The sequence below is a fragment of the Halotolerantifilum yawarlongkerapense genome, assembly GCF_054506745.1.
The window spans coordinates 655,544-671,899 of the sequence record NZ_CP199719.1 but is presented as its reverse complement, the minus strand read 5'-3'; the positions used below and the strand labels follow the sequence as shown (position 1 = coordinate 671,899).

At 51.3% G+C, this 16,356-nt stretch carries 17 protein-coding genes; 7 read left to right on the top strand and 10 right to left on the bottom strand.

The genetic code is table 11. The features are described from left to right. Positions 1 to 185 precede the first annotated feature (185 nt). On the top strand, positions 186 to 962 hold the full coding sequence (locus ACULM0_RS03260) for a sugar phosphate isomerase/epimerase family protein (protein WP_463679036.1): 777 nt from the start codon (positions 186 to 188) through the stop codon (positions 960 to 962). 386 nt (positions 963 to 1,348) lie between these two features. Here ACULM0_RS03260 and ACULM0_RS03255 read toward each other — a convergent pair whose 3' ends face one another. After that, positions 1,349 to 2,818 (bottom strand): DDE-type integrase/transposase/recombinase, encoded by a 1,470-nt coding sequence (locus tag ACULM0_RS03255; protein WP_463679035.1) that lies wholly within the window; start codon positions 2,816 to 2,818, stop codon positions 1,349 to 1,351. 183 nt (positions 2,819 to 3,001) lie between these two features. Here ACULM0_RS03255 and ACULM0_RS03250 point away from each other — a divergent pair, with 183 nt between their 5' ends. After that, the gene (locus ACULM0_RS03250) at positions 3,002 to 4,318 is read left to right on the top strand and encodes a histidine--tRNA ligase (protein WP_463679034.1); all 1,317 of its coding nucleotides are present in this window, start codon (positions 3,002 to 3,004) and stop codon (positions 4,316 to 4,318) included. 13 nt (positions 4,319 to 4,331) lie between these two features. Here ACULM0_RS03250 and ACULM0_RS03245 read toward each other — a convergent pair whose 3' ends face one another. The 5 genes from ACULM0_RS03245 to ACULM0_RS03225 form a co-directional block, all read right to left on the bottom strand. Beyond that, positions 4,332 to 5,261, bottom strand: a complete 930-nt coding sequence (locus ACULM0_RS03245; protein ID WP_463679033.1) for a DMT family transporter — start codon at positions 5,259 to 5,261, stop codon at positions 4,332 to 4,334. A gap of 170 nt (positions 5,262 to 5,431) precedes the next feature. Continuing rightward, on the bottom strand, positions 5,432 to 6,226 hold the full coding sequence (locus tag ACULM0_RS03240; protein WP_463679032.1) for an ABC transporter ATP-binding protein: 795 nt from the start codon (positions 6,224 to 6,226) through the stop codon (positions 5,432 to 5,434). Positions 6,227 to 6,248: 22 nt separating this feature from the next. Further along, the gene (locus ACULM0_RS03235; protein WP_463679031.1) at positions 6,249 to 7,292 is read right to left on the bottom strand and encodes a taurine ABC transporter substrate-binding protein; all 1,044 of its coding nucleotides are present in this window, start codon (positions 7,290 to 7,292) and stop codon (positions 6,249 to 6,251) included. Positions 7,293 to 7,313: 21 nt separating this feature from the next. After that, positions 7,314 to 8,072: an ABC transporter permease gene (locus ACULM0_RS03230; RefSeq protein ID WP_463679030.1), complete on the bottom strand. Its 759-nt coding sequence runs from the start codon at positions 8,070 to 8,072 to the stop codon at positions 7,314 to 7,316. Between the two features lie 279 nt (positions 8,073 to 8,351). Further along, positions 8,352 to 8,984, bottom strand: a complete 633-nt coding sequence (locus tag ACULM0_RS03225; RefSeq protein ID WP_463679029.1) for a YczE/YyaS/YitT family protein — start codon at positions 8,982 to 8,984, stop codon at positions 8,352 to 8,354. A 96-nt stretch (positions 8,985 to 9,080) separates the two neighbouring features. On the opposite strand from ACULM0_RS03225, the gene ACULM0_RS03220 reads away from it, so the two are divergent. The 4 genes from ACULM0_RS03220 to ACULM0_RS03205 all read left to right on the top strand — a co-directional run bounded on the left by ACULM0_RS03220 (position 9,081) and on the right by ACULM0_RS03205 (position 11,993). Further along, the gene (locus ACULM0_RS03220; protein WP_463679028.1) at positions 9,081 to 9,746 is read left to right on the top strand and encodes a cyclic nucleotide-binding domain-containing protein; all 666 of its coding nucleotides are present in this window, start codon (positions 9,081 to 9,083) and stop codon (positions 9,744 to 9,746) included. Positions 9,747 to 9,819: 73 nt separating this feature from the next. Then, positions 9,820 to 10,239 (top strand): MarR family winged helix-turn-helix transcriptional regulator, encoded by a 420-nt coding sequence (locus tag ACULM0_RS03215; RefSeq protein WP_463679027.1) that lies wholly within the window; start codon positions 9,820 to 9,822, stop codon positions 10,237 to 10,239. Further along, on the top strand, positions 10,232 to 11,089 hold the full coding sequence (locus ACULM0_RS03210; RefSeq protein ID WP_463679026.1) for an SDR family oxidoreductase: 858 nt from the start codon (positions 10,232 to 10,234) through the stop codon (positions 11,087 to 11,089). Before ACULM0_RS03215 ends, ACULM0_RS03210 begins: the two co-directional genes overlap by 8 nt. Positions 11,090 to 11,279: 190 nt before the next feature. Beyond that, the gene (locus ACULM0_RS03205) at positions 11,280 to 11,993 is read left to right on the top strand and encodes an HAD family hydrolase (protein WP_463679025.1); all 714 of its coding nucleotides are present in this window, start codon (positions 11,280 to 11,282) and stop codon (positions 11,991 to 11,993) included. Positions 11,994 to 12,213: 220 nt separating this feature from the next. Here ACULM0_RS03205 and ACULM0_RS03200 read toward each other — a convergent pair whose 3' ends face one another. The 4 genes from ACULM0_RS03200 to ACULM0_RS03185 all read right to left on the bottom strand — a co-directional run bounded on the left by ACULM0_RS03200 (position 12,214) and on the right by ACULM0_RS03185 (position 15,576). Beyond that, a complete protein-coding gene (locus tag ACULM0_RS03200) occupies positions 12,214 to 12,663 on the bottom strand; it encodes a MarR family winged helix-turn-helix transcriptional regulator (RefSeq protein ID WP_463679024.1) in 450 nt (149 codons plus the stop codon). Then, the gene (locus tag ACULM0_RS03195) at positions 12,656 to 13,120 is read right to left on the bottom strand and encodes a hypothetical protein (protein ID WP_463679023.1); all 465 of its coding nucleotides are present in this window, start codon (positions 13,118 to 13,120) and stop codon (positions 12,656 to 12,658) included. Before ACULM0_RS03195 ends, ACULM0_RS03200 begins: the two co-directional genes overlap by 8 nt. Positions 13,121 to 13,321: 201 nt before the next feature. Further along, the gene (locus ACULM0_RS03190; protein WP_463679022.1) at positions 13,322 to 14,650 is read right to left on the bottom strand and encodes a nuclease/transposase family protein; all 1,329 of its coding nucleotides are present in this window, start codon (positions 14,648 to 14,650) and stop codon (positions 13,322 to 13,324) included. 512 nt (positions 14,651 to 15,162) lie between these two features. Continuing rightward, the gene (locus tag ACULM0_RS03185) at positions 15,163 to 15,576 is read right to left on the bottom strand and encodes a hypothetical protein (protein ID WP_463679021.1); all 414 of its coding nucleotides are present in this window, start codon (positions 15,574 to 15,576) and stop codon (positions 15,163 to 15,165) included. A 226-nt stretch (positions 15,577 to 15,802) separates the two neighbouring features. On the opposite strand from ACULM0_RS03185, the gene ACULM0_RS03180 reads away from it, so the two are divergent. Next, entirely contained in the window at positions 15,803 to 16,222 is a 420-nt protein-coding gene (locus tag ACULM0_RS03180; protein ID WP_463679020.1) for a hypothetical protein, read from the top strand. The last annotated feature ends 134 nt before the right edge of the window (positions 16,223 to 16,356 follow it).

Sequence of the window (16,356 nt, the reverse complement as noted above, 5' to 3'; positions counted from 1 at the left end):
GCGGCGCTTGGTTCTGGAGATAGACGATGTTGTTGGTGCATCATGACGGGCTTGTTTTTTAATTGCCCCCGAACTTGACGTGGCGTGCGCTAGTTATCTTTTTAAAGACTGGCTTTCGAGAGTGGAATCATGGTAAGCTGATAAGAGTGTAAAATTCTAGAATCTGACGATTTGGGGGGAGTCTTGTGAGAATCGGTGCTGCCGTCTATTTGGAAAAATGGTTGAACTTCGATCAAGCGCTGATCGATCGGCTCGATGGGATCGAGATTCAAGACTTCATCATGCCCTCCGCTCTTGACCAGGATTTCGAGAGAATCTTGGCGAAGTATGAAGCGTCTCTATCAGAATTCAAGGGCCAGCTTTCGCTACACGGGCCATACATCGATCTCGCACCGCACAGTTTTGATCCCATCATTCGTTCGGTTACGCGTAAGCGTTACGAAAGATGTCTCGAGGCCGCCCGCCGCTTGGGCGCAGACAAGGTAATCATCCATTCGCCGCATGATAAAGGACAGCTTTCGCCTAGCTACAGACAGCTCTTGGTAGAACAGAGTGTGACTTTCTGGAATTCCTTTCTCCCGACGCTCGAAGAATTCGGCGTTAAGGTGCTACTCGAGAATATCCACCACCAAGACCCGGGTGTTCTGACTGAAATCATCGAAGAGTTGGGCTCTTCACGCTTCGGCCTGTGCCTGGATATCGGCCATGCCCATGCACTGAGTGCTCGCGGGGTGGTGGAGTGGGTGGCTGGGTACGGGGAACGTCTGGAGTATCTGCATGTGCACGACAACGACGGATCAGAAGATAATCACGGTGCCCTGCAGAGCGGAAGCATCGACTTTGAAACCTTGATTTTGAATCTGAACACCTCCGGAACAGACCCCATGCTCATGTTGGAACTCTTTGGCGATCAATCGGAATTTATTGATGCCTTCGATTATCTAGAGTCGATGATCGGATAGTAGAGGGGTGACTCTTTCTTGCACATGGGCGAGAATTTTGGTAGACTGTAAAAAAATCACAAGAGGAGAACACCATGAGACCGATTCCGAACACGAGCCTACTGCATCATATGCATCATCATAGGGAGCGTGCTTGAACCTGAAAAACGTCAGGGGACAAGCACTATTTGTGCTTGTCCCCATGAGTGGTGCTTCGTAGAAGAGCCATATGGGGAAGACCCATGTGGCTTTTTTTCTATTTTTGGTAGTGTCTAAAGATCTATGAAAACCATAGGTCGGCTCGAGGCCTCCCGACAGCTATGGGAAAAGGCAACGGACGAGAAATTTGAGCACAAGAAGTAGCGGTAGTGCGCTACCGCTGGTAGTATCTATCAACTTCGACAGGGTCAAGCTACCCTTTGGAGCTCCAGGATTTTTTCTTGCGAAAGGTGGAGTAATTTCACCCATTTGTTGGGCATGTCTTTCTGCTTTTCAATCTCTGGAATCGGAACGGGCACCTTGTTCCCCAGGCTTCTGTGTGTTCTGAGAAAGTTGAAGTGAACGGCAAACAGGTTCACATGGCTAACGGATCCGTGATAAGCATGGTAGCCATTGGTCAATCGATAAGAAGCCCGAAAGGTTCTGTTCAAACGTTCGATGATTTGCTTGAGCGGTCTGTACTCCGTTGAAATCGGATCATCATTTGTGAGCCCATAGACCGTGACCAGATCGAACACAAACTTATCTTCCGGCGTCCCACCGTTCTTTTCGGGCTCTGCGTAGAAGTATTGAGCCAGCTTGTAGATGGGATTTCCATCGGTGATGAAAGTAGGCTTACCATCATAGGGAGATAGCTTTTCTCTCACGTAGGCAAGTGCCTTCATGGCACAAGTAGACGTTCGTCTTTCTGAGACATAATACGAGAGCAGTATCTTCTTGACGGTGTCGATGAAATAAAAGATGTAGGCATGCTTACCCCTGATCTTGATATAGGTTTCATCGCCTGCATAGGAACCGGACAAGTCATAGTCGTAGGTATCCAAAAAGGGTTTTACGATGTAGCCTGCAGCCTCGCAGTAGTTGAGGACAGTTTGGGCAGAAACCTTGTAACAATGGACCTCGCGCATGATTTGCGAGACTTTCCTAGCAGTAAGGCCATAGTTGATCCGGTAGCTCAAAATGAGTCCAAGGATATAGTGTGGTGCGTGAATGCGCGAGAGATCAACCTTCGGAAGATCAATCGATTCACGTGAGAGTTCCTTAAAGTTGCCGTTGAAAACACGGTGGATATACCGAACCTTGAAAAGCGTGGGATAGCATTCGAAACGATCGCGGTCTGCATCCGACATGGCCGCAAGATTGTTGAGATAAAAAGAGCACTGATCATTTCTGCATTTGTACACATTGAAGTTGTCACGCTCCTTAATTCTATCTAGCGGTTTAGCGCAGTGGGGACATCTTAGGGTGAAAGGCTTTCGATCACGGTCGGTCATGATGTTGAAGTTGTGATGACAGACTTTACATCGGTATTGATTTCCCTTGTTTCCGTTGTTCCGGTAAAGATATTTATGAGGCGCCTTGCAGTACGGGCATTTCACGTGACTCGGGACCTTCGCACTACCTCGACGCTGAACAGGACGGATTTTCTTTCCTGTAGCGAGGAAATAGTCGTTGATCCGCTTGTGGTAGCTCGTGTAATCGATCTTTTCAATAAGCGGAGGTTGATCGATTTGGAACTGCTGGTACCTAAGGCTCAATGGACCTTCAGGTTTAGCATTCTTGTAATTGATCGCAAAGTTGAGAATCATGAGGATCTCAATGACTGAAGACTGCGCACAAAGCATAAAAAGTAGCGTGGTCACCAAATTCGTATTCAAGAGGCCAACTCCTTTCGGGTGCTTGGTAGTCGGATATTAATCACCTACACATTTTGGGGAGTATTGAAACCTAAAATGGGGAGGGAAGCCTCTTGAATTATAGATTGCAGCAATTCCAGTGCTTATGCATTGGTTTATACAGTATTCGTTTGACACTAAGCTATTTTTGAAGGAGGAATGAAAATGAACGATCAACTGCAGAATGTAAAGGGAACCCAGGACTTTCTCCCAGATCAGCAGCGACTGAGAGACGAGATCAGGCAGGTCATGGAGCGGAACTTTCGCCAGTATGGTTACCAGCCCATTGAGACGCCGATTCTCAATAATTTTGATCTCTTGGCTTCCAAATACGCCGGCGGTGCCGAGATCCTAAAGGAGGTCTACCAACTGTCGGACCGGGGTGATCGCGCCCTCGGCCTGCGCTACGATCTGACGGTGCCCTTTGCCAAGGTGGTGGGCATGAACCCGAGTCTACGGATGCCCTTCAAGCGCTACGAGATCGGCAAGACCTTTCGGGATGGACCGGTGAAGACCGGCCGGAGCCGTGAGTTTATCCAGTGCGATGTGGACGTTGTGGGCATCGGCTCGGTCATGGCCGAGGTAGAGCTGATAGAACTGGCCCTCGCGGTCTTTCGTGAGCTGGAGATGCCGGTCTCCGTCACGGTGAACAACCGGAAACTTCTATCCGGTCTGCTCAGATTGGCCGGGGTGCCTGCCGAGAAACGCAACGACGTGATCTTGGTCCTGGACAAACGGGCGAAAATTGGAGAGAGTGGAGTCCGAAAGGAACTGCTCGAAAGAAGGTTATCGAATGCGCTGATCGATGAGGTCCTCCGGATCCTAGGTTCCGTCGGGCAAGACCCGAAAGCCCTGGAGGAGATCGACTCCTCAGATCCCCTGCTGATCGAGGGAATAGTAGAAATGAGCCGATTGCTCGAGGCCCTTGAAGCGCTCGGCTTATCCGATCAAGTGCGTTTTGATCCCTCTCTTGCCAGGGGGTTGGATATCTACACCGGTACGGTCTACGAGTTCTTCCAGGTGGGAGGCACCATCAGCTCCAGTGTGGCCAGCGGTGGTCGTTACGATCGGATCATCGGCGAGTTTCTCGGTGACGGGAAAACCTACCCCGCCGTGGGTCTCTCACTTGGCCTCGATGTGATCTACTCGGCTTTGCAGGTTAGGGAAGGTCGCGCTCGAAAACCACCTGTGGATCTCTACCTGATTCCCCTCGGTACTACGATCGCCTCGCTCAAGTTGGCCCGTGAGCTCAGGGATGCCGGAATCCGGGTGGACGTGGACCTCACGGTGCGCAAGATTGGCAAGAGTTTCCGTTATGCCAACAAAGAGGGGATTCCCTTTGTGTTGGTCTTGGGGGAAGACGAGCTCACATCGGGACTTATGACGGTAAAAGAAATGACCACCGGCGACGAGCAGGTGGTCGAAAGAGCGGTCCTGGTGGATTTTATGTCCGAGCGGGTCGGTAAGCAGAAGCGTTATTAGCCCCTAAGTGAGGTCAGTTCACTTCTCCCAGGGGGCCTGGGACGTCCTCCTCGATCGACCGGTTTCCGGGATCGAGCTGGCAGAAGACGACGGCGGTAAACATGAGACCGCAACCGATCAGCTCCCGGGGTGTCAAGGTTTCGGAGAGGAAGAGGGCACCGCTGATCACGGCGAAAACTGACTCGAGGCTCATGATGATAGCCGCAAGCGCGGGCTGTACGGTTTTTTGACCGAGGATCTGGAAGGTGAAGGCCACGCCGACGACCATGACGGCACCGTAGAGAATCGGGCCCATAGCCTCGATGATCAGACCGATCTGCGGTGTCTCGAATAAAAAAGCGGCGGGGAGCGACAGGGCCCCTGCAATGAGGAACTGTAGGAAGGATAGCTCCACGCCGTCGACGGATTTTCCGTAGAGATCCACGAAGACGATCTGCAGGGCCCAGAAGAGGGTGCTGGTCAATACGATGGCATCCCCGCGGGCCATCGTGAAGCTCCCGTTCACGCTCAATAGGTAGAGGCCGATGACAGCGAGACCAACGCTTCCCCAGGTGATCTTGCCCACCTTCTTATGGTAGAAGAGCCCCAGGATCGGCACGAGCACGATGTAAAGGGCCGTGATGAATCCCGCCTTACCGGCCGTGGTGTGAACGATCCCGATCTGTTGCGTCGAAGCAGCCATGAACATGGCGCCCCCGCAGAGGAGGCCTGCTTTCAGTAGATCCGATCGATTGCTCTCGACGGCAGTGGCAGTCGGCTTACGTCGACCACGCCTGCTTCTAAGAAAATAGATGACCGCGAGAAGTACCAGCGAACCCAGCAGGAAGCGAACTGCGTTGAAAGTGAAGGGTTCGACGTGGTTCATCCCGAGTTTTTGTGCGACGAATGATGTGCCCCAGATGATCGCCGTGATCATCAGGTAGAAAATGCCTTTGCTCTGCATGGTATCCTCCTTGAAAGTATGTCTTTCACGAGTATAACACGTTCTTTACCGGTGTGAGGTTGTAGAATCTGAAAGGAAATGGGTTTAGGTTTGTAAAATTTGAAAGGTAGATGGCCAAGAGAAAGAGCCTCGATCGCTTTGTAAGGGATCGAGGCTCTTATGATGGCAGATCATTCAATTTGGCTGTTGATCATGCTCAGGATCTCCTGCTTGAGTTCAAAGTAGTCTTCGCTGTAGATCACGTGGTTTGTTCGTTCCTCGTGAATGGTGTGCGTGAAGTCCGTGCTAAACTCTTTGATAATGCGACCAGGACGTTTCGACATGACAACGATCCGCGTGCCCATCATCAGGGCCTCATCGATGTCGTGGGTGATCAGGAAGAAGGTGCTATTGTTCTCCTTCCAGATGTCCCTGGTGAGCGTCTGCATGTTGGCCCTGGTCAGGGCGTCGAGTGCGCCGAAGGGTTCATCCATCAGGATCACCTGGGGGTAGTTGGCCAGGGCACGGGCCAGTGCCACGCGCTGCTTCATACCACCGGACAGCTCGAAGGTCGAGCTGTCCTTGAAGCTCGTGAGCTTCACCTGTTCGAGGAAATGGGTGCGGATCTCTTCAATCTCTTCTTCGGACAGATTGCGCATGCGGGGACCAAATTCCACATTCTCCCGGACACTCATCCAGGGATAGAGGGTGGGCGACTGGAAGACTACGCCGCGGTGCCAATCGGGCCCTTGGATCGGGTCCCCTTCCATGGTGGCCATTCCGGAGGTGGGTTCTTGGTAACCCGCCAGGATCTTGAGCAGGGTGCTCTTACCACAGCCAGAAGGTCCGAGGACACAGAGAAACTCACCGCGCCTGATCTCGAGATCAAGATTCTCGATGGCAACGACGGTCTCCTCTTTGGACCGGTACTCCTTCTTCAGATTTTTGATCTCGAGTAAGATCTCTTGCTGGGTTGCATCTGCCATGATCGAATCCTTTCTTGTGGGTTTACTGAGCGCTGTCGAGGGACTGCTGGATGTACGTGGGGTTCACGTAGGCATCGAAAGCCTCTTGAGAGGGCGCTTCGTTGATCGACTTTTGCGCTTCCAAGAAGTCGGCCGTGTCCTTCATGATGCGGGCGAAATCTCCGGGTTCTTCCACTGTACCGAAGTACTCGGGTCCAACGAGCATCTCTGGTGTGGGCCACATGGATCCGCGCATCTGCACGAGGGTTTCTTCTTTGGTGATCCCCAGTTCTTCGGCGGTTTTCTCGGCGCCGAGCTCAGGGTCGTTACGGTACACGTCGCCGGCTTCACCCAGAAGGCGTGTGAAATCTACCACCAGGTCTGGGTACTGGGCGCTGAAGCCCTTTCGAACGACGGCGACGTTGGCAGTGATAAAGCCTTTTTTGATCATGTCCTCACTGCTCACGAGCATGTCCCCGCTTTTGAGTAGTTCACCGAGGGACGGCTGCCACGTGTAGGCGGCGTCGATATCCCCACGCTCCCAGGCGGCCACGATCTCGGCCGTCTGCATATCCAGAAGCTGCACATCGTCTTCGATGCCCGCTTCCTTGAGCACATTTAGCAGAATGTAGTGGGCGGTAGAAGCAAAGGGAGTGGCAATCTTCTTGCCAGCTAGATCCTCAACGGTTTCGATGCCGCTACCTTCCTTCACAGCGAGGGCTTCGATTTCGCCCAGTACCTCGTGGATCCAGACGAGCTCGACATCAAGGTCCATGGCCAGGGAGATGATGGCGTTGGTGTTACCCATCGTGGCGAAGTCCACGGCGCCGGAGGCCAGTGCTTTGTTGGCGTCCACACCGGAGTCGAAGGTAAAGTAGTTGACCTCGATGCCTCTTTCTCCGTAGTACTGATCGAACAGACCCTCGGCAATCGCGATGGTCTCGTCGTTGGGGACACGCAGGATGCCGATGTTGATCTCCTCGGGAAGACCCCCCGCTTCACTTCCATCATTACGTCCGGAGCAGGCGAGTAGCGAGAAGCTCAAGAGAGCCACGAGGCTCATGAGTAGGATTCGTTTCATATTCATTGTCATTTTCTCTCCTTCATTTTAAACGTGACCCTTCCAATAGACAATTTTATCTTCAAGGGTACGAAGACCCCAGTTGATCAGAATGCCGGTAAAGCCCATGATCAGGATGCCCACGATGATCACATCAGACTTGAGAAAGTTCGATGCATCGAGCACCATCCAACCGATTCCCGACGTGGCGGCCACCATCTCCGAGGAGACCAAGGTCGTGTAGGATACGCCCATAGCCGTTCGGATACCCGTGAAGATCCCCGGCGCGGTAGCCGGCAGGACGATTTTTAAAAAGACATCGCGGGGTGTGGCCCCGAGCGACCGCGCACTGAGGATGTAGTCCTCGTTGATGTTCGTCACAGCGGAGACGCAGGCGATGTAAATGGGCGCAAAGGCCGCCAGGTACAATAGGATGACTTTCGAGGTGTCATCGATTCCGAACCACAGGATCAAGAGCGTGTAGTAGGCCAGGGGCGGGAGCGGACGGATGAACTCGACCACCGAATCGACGATGGCCCGCACCTTGCCGTTGTAACCGCTGAGCAGGCCCAGGGGGATGGCGATGACGATGGCAAAGAACATGGCCAGGAACAATCTCCTGAAACTGGCCCACAGGTGCATCCACAGTGAGATCCGGTTGTACCCATCGCTCAAAATGTCCCTAAAAGCGTCCCAGACGCGCATGGGAGAGGGGACGAGGGTCGTTGAAAAAAGACCCAAGCGCGTCACCGTGTACCAGGTGCCGATGATCAGCGCCCAGGTGGTAAAGGTTAGCACCCGTTCCATGGGACTCTTCTGGGTGCCTTTTTGTCGTTCTATGCGATGAGCTTTCCATCTTTCCAAAAGTGTTGTTTTCTTCTTCTCCATGATCTGTCGCCTATCCCTTCCAGAGTGGATTTTATCCGTTCCGGTTGCTTCCGTATCTTCGAATAAAAACAAATATGACCAAATTATATTTTATAACAACCGGTAGGTAATATCAACAGATTGGGCGCAAATGAAAGTTACGCTCATTGAAACAGGTGAAGATCGCGCTAGAATAGAACAACCAGCCGGATCCTGTGATCAGACTAGTCGATTCTGTCGCTGCCCCAAGAAGTTCAGGGAAGCGGCCATGGCATAGGAGAGAAGCAGCAGGTTGATCAGGGTCCCCTCGCGGACAAAGAGTGGGAGATGCCAGGTGAGACTGATGAAGAGGGAGACCATGAGTGCGAAGAAATCCACACTGTACCGGAGACCTCGGAAAGAATGGGTCGTTCGCCCTGCGAGTTCGACGCAGACGCTCTCGATGGGAAAGGTGATGGCCCCGTAGTGGGTGATCGCTCCGACCGAGAGGCCGCCGATCAGGGTGCCTGCGACCATCAGGAGCACGCGCATCGCGTAGTCACCGGGCTGAAGCGGGGCCAAGAGGGTGTAGGTGAAATAGTTCAAGAAGGCGCCGAAGACCATGACCGAGATCAGCTGGACGATGTACTGTCTCTTGTGCCTGAAGCCGGTGAGCAGCATGTAGAGGGCCAGAAAAAAGACATTGGCAAAGGTTGTGATCGTGCCCACCTGGATGGTGGTGACCTCGGCTATGGCAATGTTCATGGCGCTGTAGCTACCGACCCCAATGTGCGCCTTAATGGTCAGGCTGATGCCCAGGGCGGACAGGAGGTAGAAGAAATAGGACTTGAAGAGGTTGCTCGATTTGCTCATCGCATGTTCCTTTCGTACGCGGTGTGGGTTTTCTTCGATTATACGGGACTTCAACGGGGTAAAATATGAGATATCTCATACTCAGGAGGTGTTTTAATGGAAAGTGTTCCCTATGAAACCTGTAGTGCAGAACAAAAAGAGAAGATTGCCTGCCTTTTGCAAGGGCACGAACCAGATCATTTACAGCTGAGAGTGGATCTTTTTTCATCTTCTGAAGCCATCGTAGGTTTCCACCGGCCCCTGAACCGCTTGTATTTTCTAGCGGAGGGCAAGGCCAAGATTACGGTTGTCCACGAAGACGGGTCGCGTTCGATCGTCCATTTCGTACATCCCGAGGACTGGATCGGCGAACTGACCCTCATCGGTATCGAAAAAGCGCACAAGGATGTCATTGCCATAGGTCCTTGCAAGTGCTTGTCGGTGCCCATGGACATAGCCAGGGAGCTCCTGTTGCCGGATGCAGATTTCCTACTGATGATGAGTCGCTATATCGGTAGAAAGCTACTCGAGCGCACGCAGTTCCAGGCCAAGCAACAGCGCTTCGCCCTCAAGTACCGTCTGGCGTCCTATATCCTGTTGACCGAGCAGGAGGGGCTGTACCGCGAGAAACACACAGAAACGGCCGAGTACCTGGGCGTCAGCTACCGCCACCTGCTCCACACTTTTGAGCAGTTTAGAGAAGAGAGGCTCATCGAGAAGAAGGGAAGAGGCTATACCATCAACCCGGAGGGGCTTAAGCTTCTTGCCGAGCGGCTCGACTGATCATAATCAGGTCCAAAATGATTGACACCCCTTTACATAGTAAGTATACTTACTATGTAAAGGGGTGTTGTTTATGCAAACTATAGCAGAAAGGCTCATGACCCTCTCACGGCTCATGCGGCAGCAACTGGAGGAGACATTAGCTAAAGAGGGCATCACGGCGGCACAGTTTGGCCTCTTGATGATTCTTTATCATCACCAAGAGCGATTGACGGCCGCACAGGTAGCCAGAATGTTAGGGAAAGACAAACCCACGACGGGCGGGCTGGTGAAACGCATGGAGGAGGCCGGGTGGATCGAGCAGGTCCCGGCGCCAGAGGACCGCAGGGCCCGCCACCTATTGCTCACGCACCAGGCGATCGAGCATTTGGATACTTTGATGGCACTGGCAGACCAGGTGGAGCAAGATTTCGTTGCCAAGTTATCAGAAGAGGACCAGGTGGTCTTCGTACGGATACTCGACCGGTTGCTGGAGGAGGACAAGCATGCGTAAACCCACAGTGTTGGTCACAGGAGCCACGGGGCACGTGGGGCGCGCCGTGGTCATCTCCCTCGAACGGCGCGGGGCTACCTTCAGAGCGGGGAAGCGGAGGGTTTCCACCGATCAAGATGTGCGTTTGGATCTGGAGGATCCCTCTACTTTCAAGGGAGCTCTAGAAGGGGTGGACGCCCTCTTTCTGATGCGGCCTCCTGCCTTAACAGATGCCAAGGGGATCTTTCGACCCTTCCTCGAGAAGGCAAAGCAACTGGGGGTAAAGCATATCGTCTTCTTGTCCCTTCTCGGGGCGGATAAGATTCCGGTGCTCCCCCACCGAAAGGTCGAGAAGGAGATCCTGCGGTGTGGGATACCCTACACCTTCCTACGCCCGGGGTTTTTCATGCAGAATCTCGAAAGTGTGCACGCACCGGATATTCGCGAGCTAGACCAACTCTACATACCCATGGATGACAAATCCCTGAACCTGATCGATGCCCGTGATATCGGAGAGGTGGCCGCCAGGGTACTCACAGAAACCGGACACGAGAATCGAGCCTATCCACTGACGGGTCCGGGGGTCTACACGATGAATGAGGTGGGCGAGATCCTCTCGACCGTACTGGGAAGAGAGATCACATATCCAGCCCCGTCCTTGCTGTCCTATCGTAAGCGGTTGATCGCTCGTGGTGAGGGACAGGGCTTTGCCACCGTTTCGACAATCTTGTACCTCACATCACGGTGGGGCGTGGGCCAGGGAGAGGATCCGACCCTCGAGCGAATCCTCGGGCGACCGCCGATGACACTGGAAATCTACGTGAGGGATCGGCGGCACCTTTTTGATCCTAGGGAGAGTAACTTCAGATAAGTCGGGATCATAAGGAGATCGCGATCAGGTTGAAATTACCAAGGTAGTCGATTTCTCAATTGAACGAGGTGGGAGAAGTGTCGCCCTGAGAAAGCATGAGCAGTAAGCCCTTTGTCCGCCACCATCAATCTATGGTAAACTCTATAAGGAACGTGAATGTTTAACAGAGTGAAAAAAGGGGCGTGTATAGATGAACACCATATTGTTTGATTTGGACGGGACGCTGCTTCCCATGGATCAGGAACAGTTCTTAGAAACGTACTTTGGATTGATGGGCAAGATGATGGCGGCTGAAGGAATCGACCCGAAACCCTTATCCAAAGCCATCTGGGCGGGTACCGATGCAATGGTGAGAAACGATGGTTCCATGACGAACGAAGAGCGGTTCTGGACTGTTTTTGAACAAGCCTACGATGGAGACGTCGAGAGGGTCGAACGTTTGCTCAACGTGTTTTACGAAAGGGAGTTTGACAAGGCCAAGGTCGTGGCCAAGCCAAATCCGCTGGCGCGTACTTGCGTGGATCGACTGAAAAGCAAGGGTTATACCTTGGCCCTCACGACGAATCCATTGTTTCCCGCCGTTGCGACAAGATACCGAATCCAGTGGGCCGGGCTTGAACCCGATGATTTTTCGCTTATCACGACCTTTGAAGGATGCAGTCATGCCAAACCTAACCTGGCCTACTACCGAGGCGTATTGGATACGCTGGGCAAGAAGCCTGAGGAGTGCACCATGGTTGGGAATGATGTCGAGGAGGATCTCTGTGTGACGGAGCTTGGTATAGAGACGTTCCTGGTGACGGACCACCTCATCGAGCGTGAGGGTGTGGACTTTTCCCATCACCGACAGGGTAGTCTTGTGGACCTTAGACAGTGGATCGATACGCTACCAGATCTCATCTGACGGACGAAGGCACACCTTGTGCGATGGTAAGGACGGGGGCATTTGAAAAAGCTGCATTAACCCCTCTATTATATGAGCATTTTAACAACTACCAGCGTTAAGCAAGTAGGGTTTGAAGGATCTTCGACCGTACTAAGATGGACAGCGCGAAGTACATGACAAGCCCCGCTGAAAACCAATGATTCAGCGGGCTTATTCTGTGCTCCTTTTCTTCTGTAGTTTATGTCTTTTGTCTCAGTGTTTTAGCCATCTGACGGAGACAGGCATCGAGAGTTTCGACCTGGTCATCTGAGCAAGAACCGAACAGCATCTTGAGGAAAGCAAGATCCTCGTGTTGACGATCTTGCCAGAAATCCATGGATTGCTGCGTGAGTTTCAACCGCTTGGCTCGCCGATCCTCGGGATCGGTGAACAGATCGACAAATCCGGAGGTTGCCAGCTTCTTGGCCAGCTGCTTCACGTTCTGGTGGCTGGTTCCCATGTGGTAGGCGACCTCGGAGAGGCGGGGCGTTCCCCCCAGATCACCGATGCTGGCCATGAGAAACCACTGTTTGGCGGTAAAGCCGTGAGGAGCGAAATCGCGGTCGATCAAGGTCTGCAGGCGGTTGGAAATCAGAAACAGGTTGCCGAAAATCTGACGTTCTTCTTCAAGTCGCTTGTGTTCACTCATGCGTACCTCCTTGGGTGCCAGTGGTTTTCCGGTCGATGGATTGGATCCCCAGCAGAGAAACCGTGAGAAAGAACAAAGACAGGGTGAGGTACGTGGCCAGACCTGCGAAGTCGATGGCATGTCCGTACAGGGGCTTGAGAAGCTCGCCAAGCCCCACGGGCAGCAGGATGGCAAAGCCTATAAAGAGCAGAACAGAGGAGAAGACATAGGCCATCCGGTGCCTTTTCTTCAGGTGATAGGCCAGAAACAACATGCCGGGCATGATGAAACTCAAATCGATCACAAAAATCGAATAGTAATAGTCTATACGGTCACCCGTGGCCATATAGCCGAGGAGCATGTTTCCCCAGAGGAGGTTGAACATCATCGGTATGAAGATCAGCAGGGCAATCTGGCTGGCCCGCAATCCCCTGCCGATGCGGTCCGTCCCGATGCTCTCTTTTCGGAAGGTGACCATGTCCCCGATGAAGCAATAAGTGGAGAGCCTGACTGCTCTGCACGCATGAATGCGGTAGGTTCCAAATGAATAGAAGCTTCTAAGCCGAAAAAAGTTGTCTGATCGACAAAACTCACTCCGTTGATCTGGACTTTACTACCTACACTCCTGATGAAGTCTTAGCGGTAGCTTAAGGCCGGCAGCTCGACCCAATTACCTGTATTAAGCAGTTTGATTTACACCGAAACTTGAAAATAACTTCAAATCTTCTGTCTTTCTGAGTCGTTCAATCTCTTGATCGTGCTTGGCAAGAAAAGGTTCAAATGTATCGAAACACCGATCTCGGTCGGTGTGTTGTAGATTCTCATGGCTGTTCATGATGAGAAAGGCGCTATAGAGGTCCCGTTGGACCCTTAGGTCCCCCAATGAAGTCCATCTTTGAGACAGGCTCTTTTTCGCGTACGAATCCGTCACATGATCATACTGACTCGCCTTGAAAGTGTAGGTATTGATGTACAGAATCTCTTTTCCGATGGCTTGTAGCTTTTGATCTAGAATGGTCAGAAATTGAACGGGTGCTTTGGTGCCGATGCTCTTCCCAAATCGTTTTTTCCGTTTGTAACGACCCGTCTTCTCGGAAATTTCTGTATCCCTCGCACGTTTTGCGAGCGTCTTGAAATCCATCTTCTCGACGTAGATTTCTGTTCCGAGAGCAAGGATTTCGTTCGCAAGTGTATTGTGCTCCTGCCGCAACACCATCCGCTTCTTTCGCCCTAGTTCCTTTAGTTCGAAAAATGCCCTCATGTATCCGTTGGAATACTCCCACCTATGCTTTCCACGTTTAACGGTTCCGTCGGCATTAAAAAGATCTAGGTTTGTGGCTCTCCTACTCCTGTCGAGATACCGCTGGATTCTCCGGATTTTCTTGTCCATCGAATCAACAGACGGAGCCAGTTCAACCAAAGAAGCTTTTGTATCGCTCACTACGGCGATGCTCTGAAGGGACGGATCGATGCCGACGCGTCCACTTCCATACGTTCTTCTTACTGTAGCATCCGGATTCCGTTTCGGAGGAGCGGTCCCCTCCATCACTAGTTGGACGTAGAAGACATACTTGTTTTTTACAAAACGTCGGACGATGCGGCAGTACTTCACTCTACTTCTCGAAAGGGCTTCCTGTGCATACAAATCGTTCTTACGAATCATCACAGGAATCTTGAGGCCATTCCAGTGAATCGCATTTTCTTTAAATCGAATCCCCGAGCGGTTGGTTTTTCCCTCTACAGAATTCAGTCCACCGAATCGTTTGAAGTGGACGTCTTCACCATCAGAAAACACAACCTTTTCAAGAGCCCAGTATGCTCTTGTGGCAAGTTTCTGGGCGGTATTGATGTCCATATTCTTCCCAAAATGTCGGTTCATAGGTCCGACAAAGGCATGCAGTTGATACTCCGAAACACCATAGGAAAGACGAAAATCAGAAAGGGTTTTTGAAAGCTCTTTTTTTCGCTTTTCGAGGATCTTCAACTCGGCCTTAACAGCAGTGGGCATCACTTTTCTCAAGTACTTAGACTTAATGTCAGAGATTTGATCTCGTACAAATATGTATTCTCCAATTGTAGTCTTGTGAGCACGGCTCCGCTTAAGGTGCTTGTAGCGCTTTAATATTTCGCCTAGACAGGCATTATAGATCTTTCTGGAAACTTCGAAACGCTTGTTTAGAACGTCTGATTGATACTTCTCGGTATTGAGCTTTAAAGTGAGCACGAAACATGCGGTCTTCTTTTTCTTGGCCACAAAAACACCACCCCGTAGTCCTACGTGTTTAGATTCTTTTCTATGTATATTCTATCAAATCATCCAACAAAAAGAAACGCTTGTTTGTATAAAAGAGCCCATATGCAAACGATTTTTCTTTTGAGAAATGAGAATACACATCAACAAAGTACTCATGTTCATACGCCACCTGAGCACAGTCTTCCTATTCAACAACGGAAGATTCTCTAAGAGCGCTGAAGATGATTCCTCTCAATAGATGAATCTGTAGATGTTGTCTTCTTTGGTTATCTAGAGAGCATCAATGACAAAAGACTCAGTGCACGCAATTCCTCTGCACACATAAATGTGGCAGCTTCCTTGCGCAGAATTTTTGTGAGGATGGCCAGGTAGAGGAAGTAGAGCGCGTTGTAATAGCGTTCGAAGGCATAGATCCTGTAGGCGTAGGCAAGGTAGCCCAGGATCCCGATGCCCAGGGTTTGACGGCGGCAGTGTTCTTCCTCCGTGGTGAGGGCCAAGAAGAGGAGCAAGAGGGACATCACCATGGACTGGAGGTCCTGGGCAATGGTCCCCGCCATGAGCTCGGTGGTGGCCACATCGCGGTAGATCTCGGGAGAAACGACGCCGATGGTACTGACGATCAGCGCGAGCAAAGAGAGCAATAGCCAGGCGGTCCTTTGTTTTGACCAGTGTAGGAGCATGGCAAATCATCCTTTCGAGGTAAAATTACTTCTAAATAGGTAATATATTACCTATATAAACTTATGTCAAGAGCTGATCTCATGGGGATTTAGATATTTTTGCTCAGTGCTACAAAAAAGGAGGCAAGGGGGAGAAGAGAAACTTGACTTGGATTTCATTTGTCATTTGCTGTGACGGGTCCCCAGCCCCTCGTGGTATAATTGCTTCATAGAGGAGGTTCGGATTATGTCAAAGAATGGTCGTGCCAGAGCAAATGATCAGGAGATCGATATTTCCACGAGCGTGCGTTTCTTTACCCCATATTCGAAGATCATAGCCTTGTCGACAGTTCTGAGCATCGGCCTGGCCTTGTTTCTCCAGGTTGCCTCAGAACAGATTGCTGCGATGATAGTATATCCTATCGCTTTTCCCATAGTCGCTTCTTATTGGCTAGCAGCTTATCTTCCCGGTGCACAGTACTACTGGGTCGCCATCTTTGCTGTGCTATCTCTTATGATTCACTCTTTTCTTTTCTTACCATTACTCATGCGTACAAAGTTCCGCACAAAGGTTGCATTTGTTGTTGTCCAGGGGATGGTTCTGACCGGCTATCTGCTCATCAATTGTACATTCTATAAGGTTCTCTCTGGTTGGATGTCTGTGTAAAAAGGATCCATGGTGGGAGGAGATGATTGACAAGGGTGGCCATAACAGGAAAGTATGAATGAAAGGATTTCTGATCTTAAGATGCGGCCTTGGTCGCATCATTAATAATTACACCTCTTTAGTGTTTGAAGCGA

What these genes read in the sequence shown, in the direction of transcription:
- ACULM0_RS03250 (WP_463679034.1), top strand. Translation starts at nt 3,002, where the DNA reads ATGAACGATCAACTGCAGAATGTAAAGGGAACCCAGGACTTTCTCCCA.
- ACULM0_RS03245 (WP_463679033.1), bottom strand. Translation starts at nt 5,261, where the DNA reads ATGCAGAGCAAAGGCATTTTCTACCTGATGATCACGGCGATCATCTGG.
- ACULM0_RS03240 (WP_463679032.1), bottom strand. Translation starts at nt 6,226, where the DNA reads ATGGCAGATGCAACCCAGCAAGAGATCTTACTCGAGATCAAAAATCTG.
- ACULM0_RS03235 (WP_463679031.1), bottom strand. Translation starts at nt 7,292, where the DNA reads ATGAATATGAAACGAATCCTACTCATGAGCCTCGTGGCTCTCTTGAGC.
- ACULM0_RS03230 (WP_463679030.1), bottom strand. Translation starts at nt 8,072, where the DNA reads ATGGAACGGGTGCTAACCTTTACCACCTGGGCGCTGATCATCGGCACC.
- ACULM0_RS03225 (WP_463679029.1), bottom strand. Translation starts at nt 8,984, where the DNA reads ATGAGCAAATCGAGCAACCTCTTCAAGTCCTATTTCTTCTACCTCCTG.
- ACULM0_RS03220 (WP_463679028.1), top strand. Translation starts at nt 9,081, where the DNA reads ATGGAAAGTGTTCCCTATGAAACCTGTAGTGCAGAACAAAAAGAGAAG.
- ACULM0_RS03215 (WP_463679027.1), top strand. Translation starts at nt 9,820, where the DNA reads ATGCAAACTATAGCAGAAAGGCTCATGACCCTCTCACGGCTCATGCGG.
- ACULM0_RS03210 (WP_463679026.1), top strand. Translation starts at nt 10,232, where the DNA reads ATGCGTAAACCCACAGTGTTGGTCACAGGAGCCACGGGGCACGTGGGG.
- ACULM0_RS03205 (WP_463679025.1), top strand. Translation starts at nt 11,280, where the DNA reads ATGAACACCATATTGTTTGATTTGGACGGGACGCTGCTTCCCATGGAT.
- ACULM0_RS03200 (WP_463679024.1), bottom strand. Translation starts at nt 12,663, where the DNA reads ATGAGTGAACACAAGCGACTTGAAGAAGAACGTCAGATTTTCGGCAAC.
- ACULM0_RS03195 (WP_463679023.1), bottom strand. Translation starts at nt 13,120, where the DNA reads ATGGTCACCTTCCGAAAAGAGAGCATCGGGACGGACCGCATCGGCAGG.
- ACULM0_RS03190 (WP_463679022.1), bottom strand. Translation starts at nt 14,650, where the DNA reads ATGCCCACTGCTGTTAAGGCCGAGTTGAAGATCCTCGAAAAGCGAAAA.
- ACULM0_RS03185 (WP_463679021.1), bottom strand. Translation starts at nt 15,576, where the DNA reads ATGCTCCTACACTGGTCAAAACAAAGGACCGCCTGGCTATTGCTCTCT.
- ACULM0_RS03180 (WP_463679020.1), top strand. Translation starts at nt 15,803, where the DNA reads ATGTCAAAGAATGGTCGTGCCAGAGCAAATGATCAGGAGATCGATATT.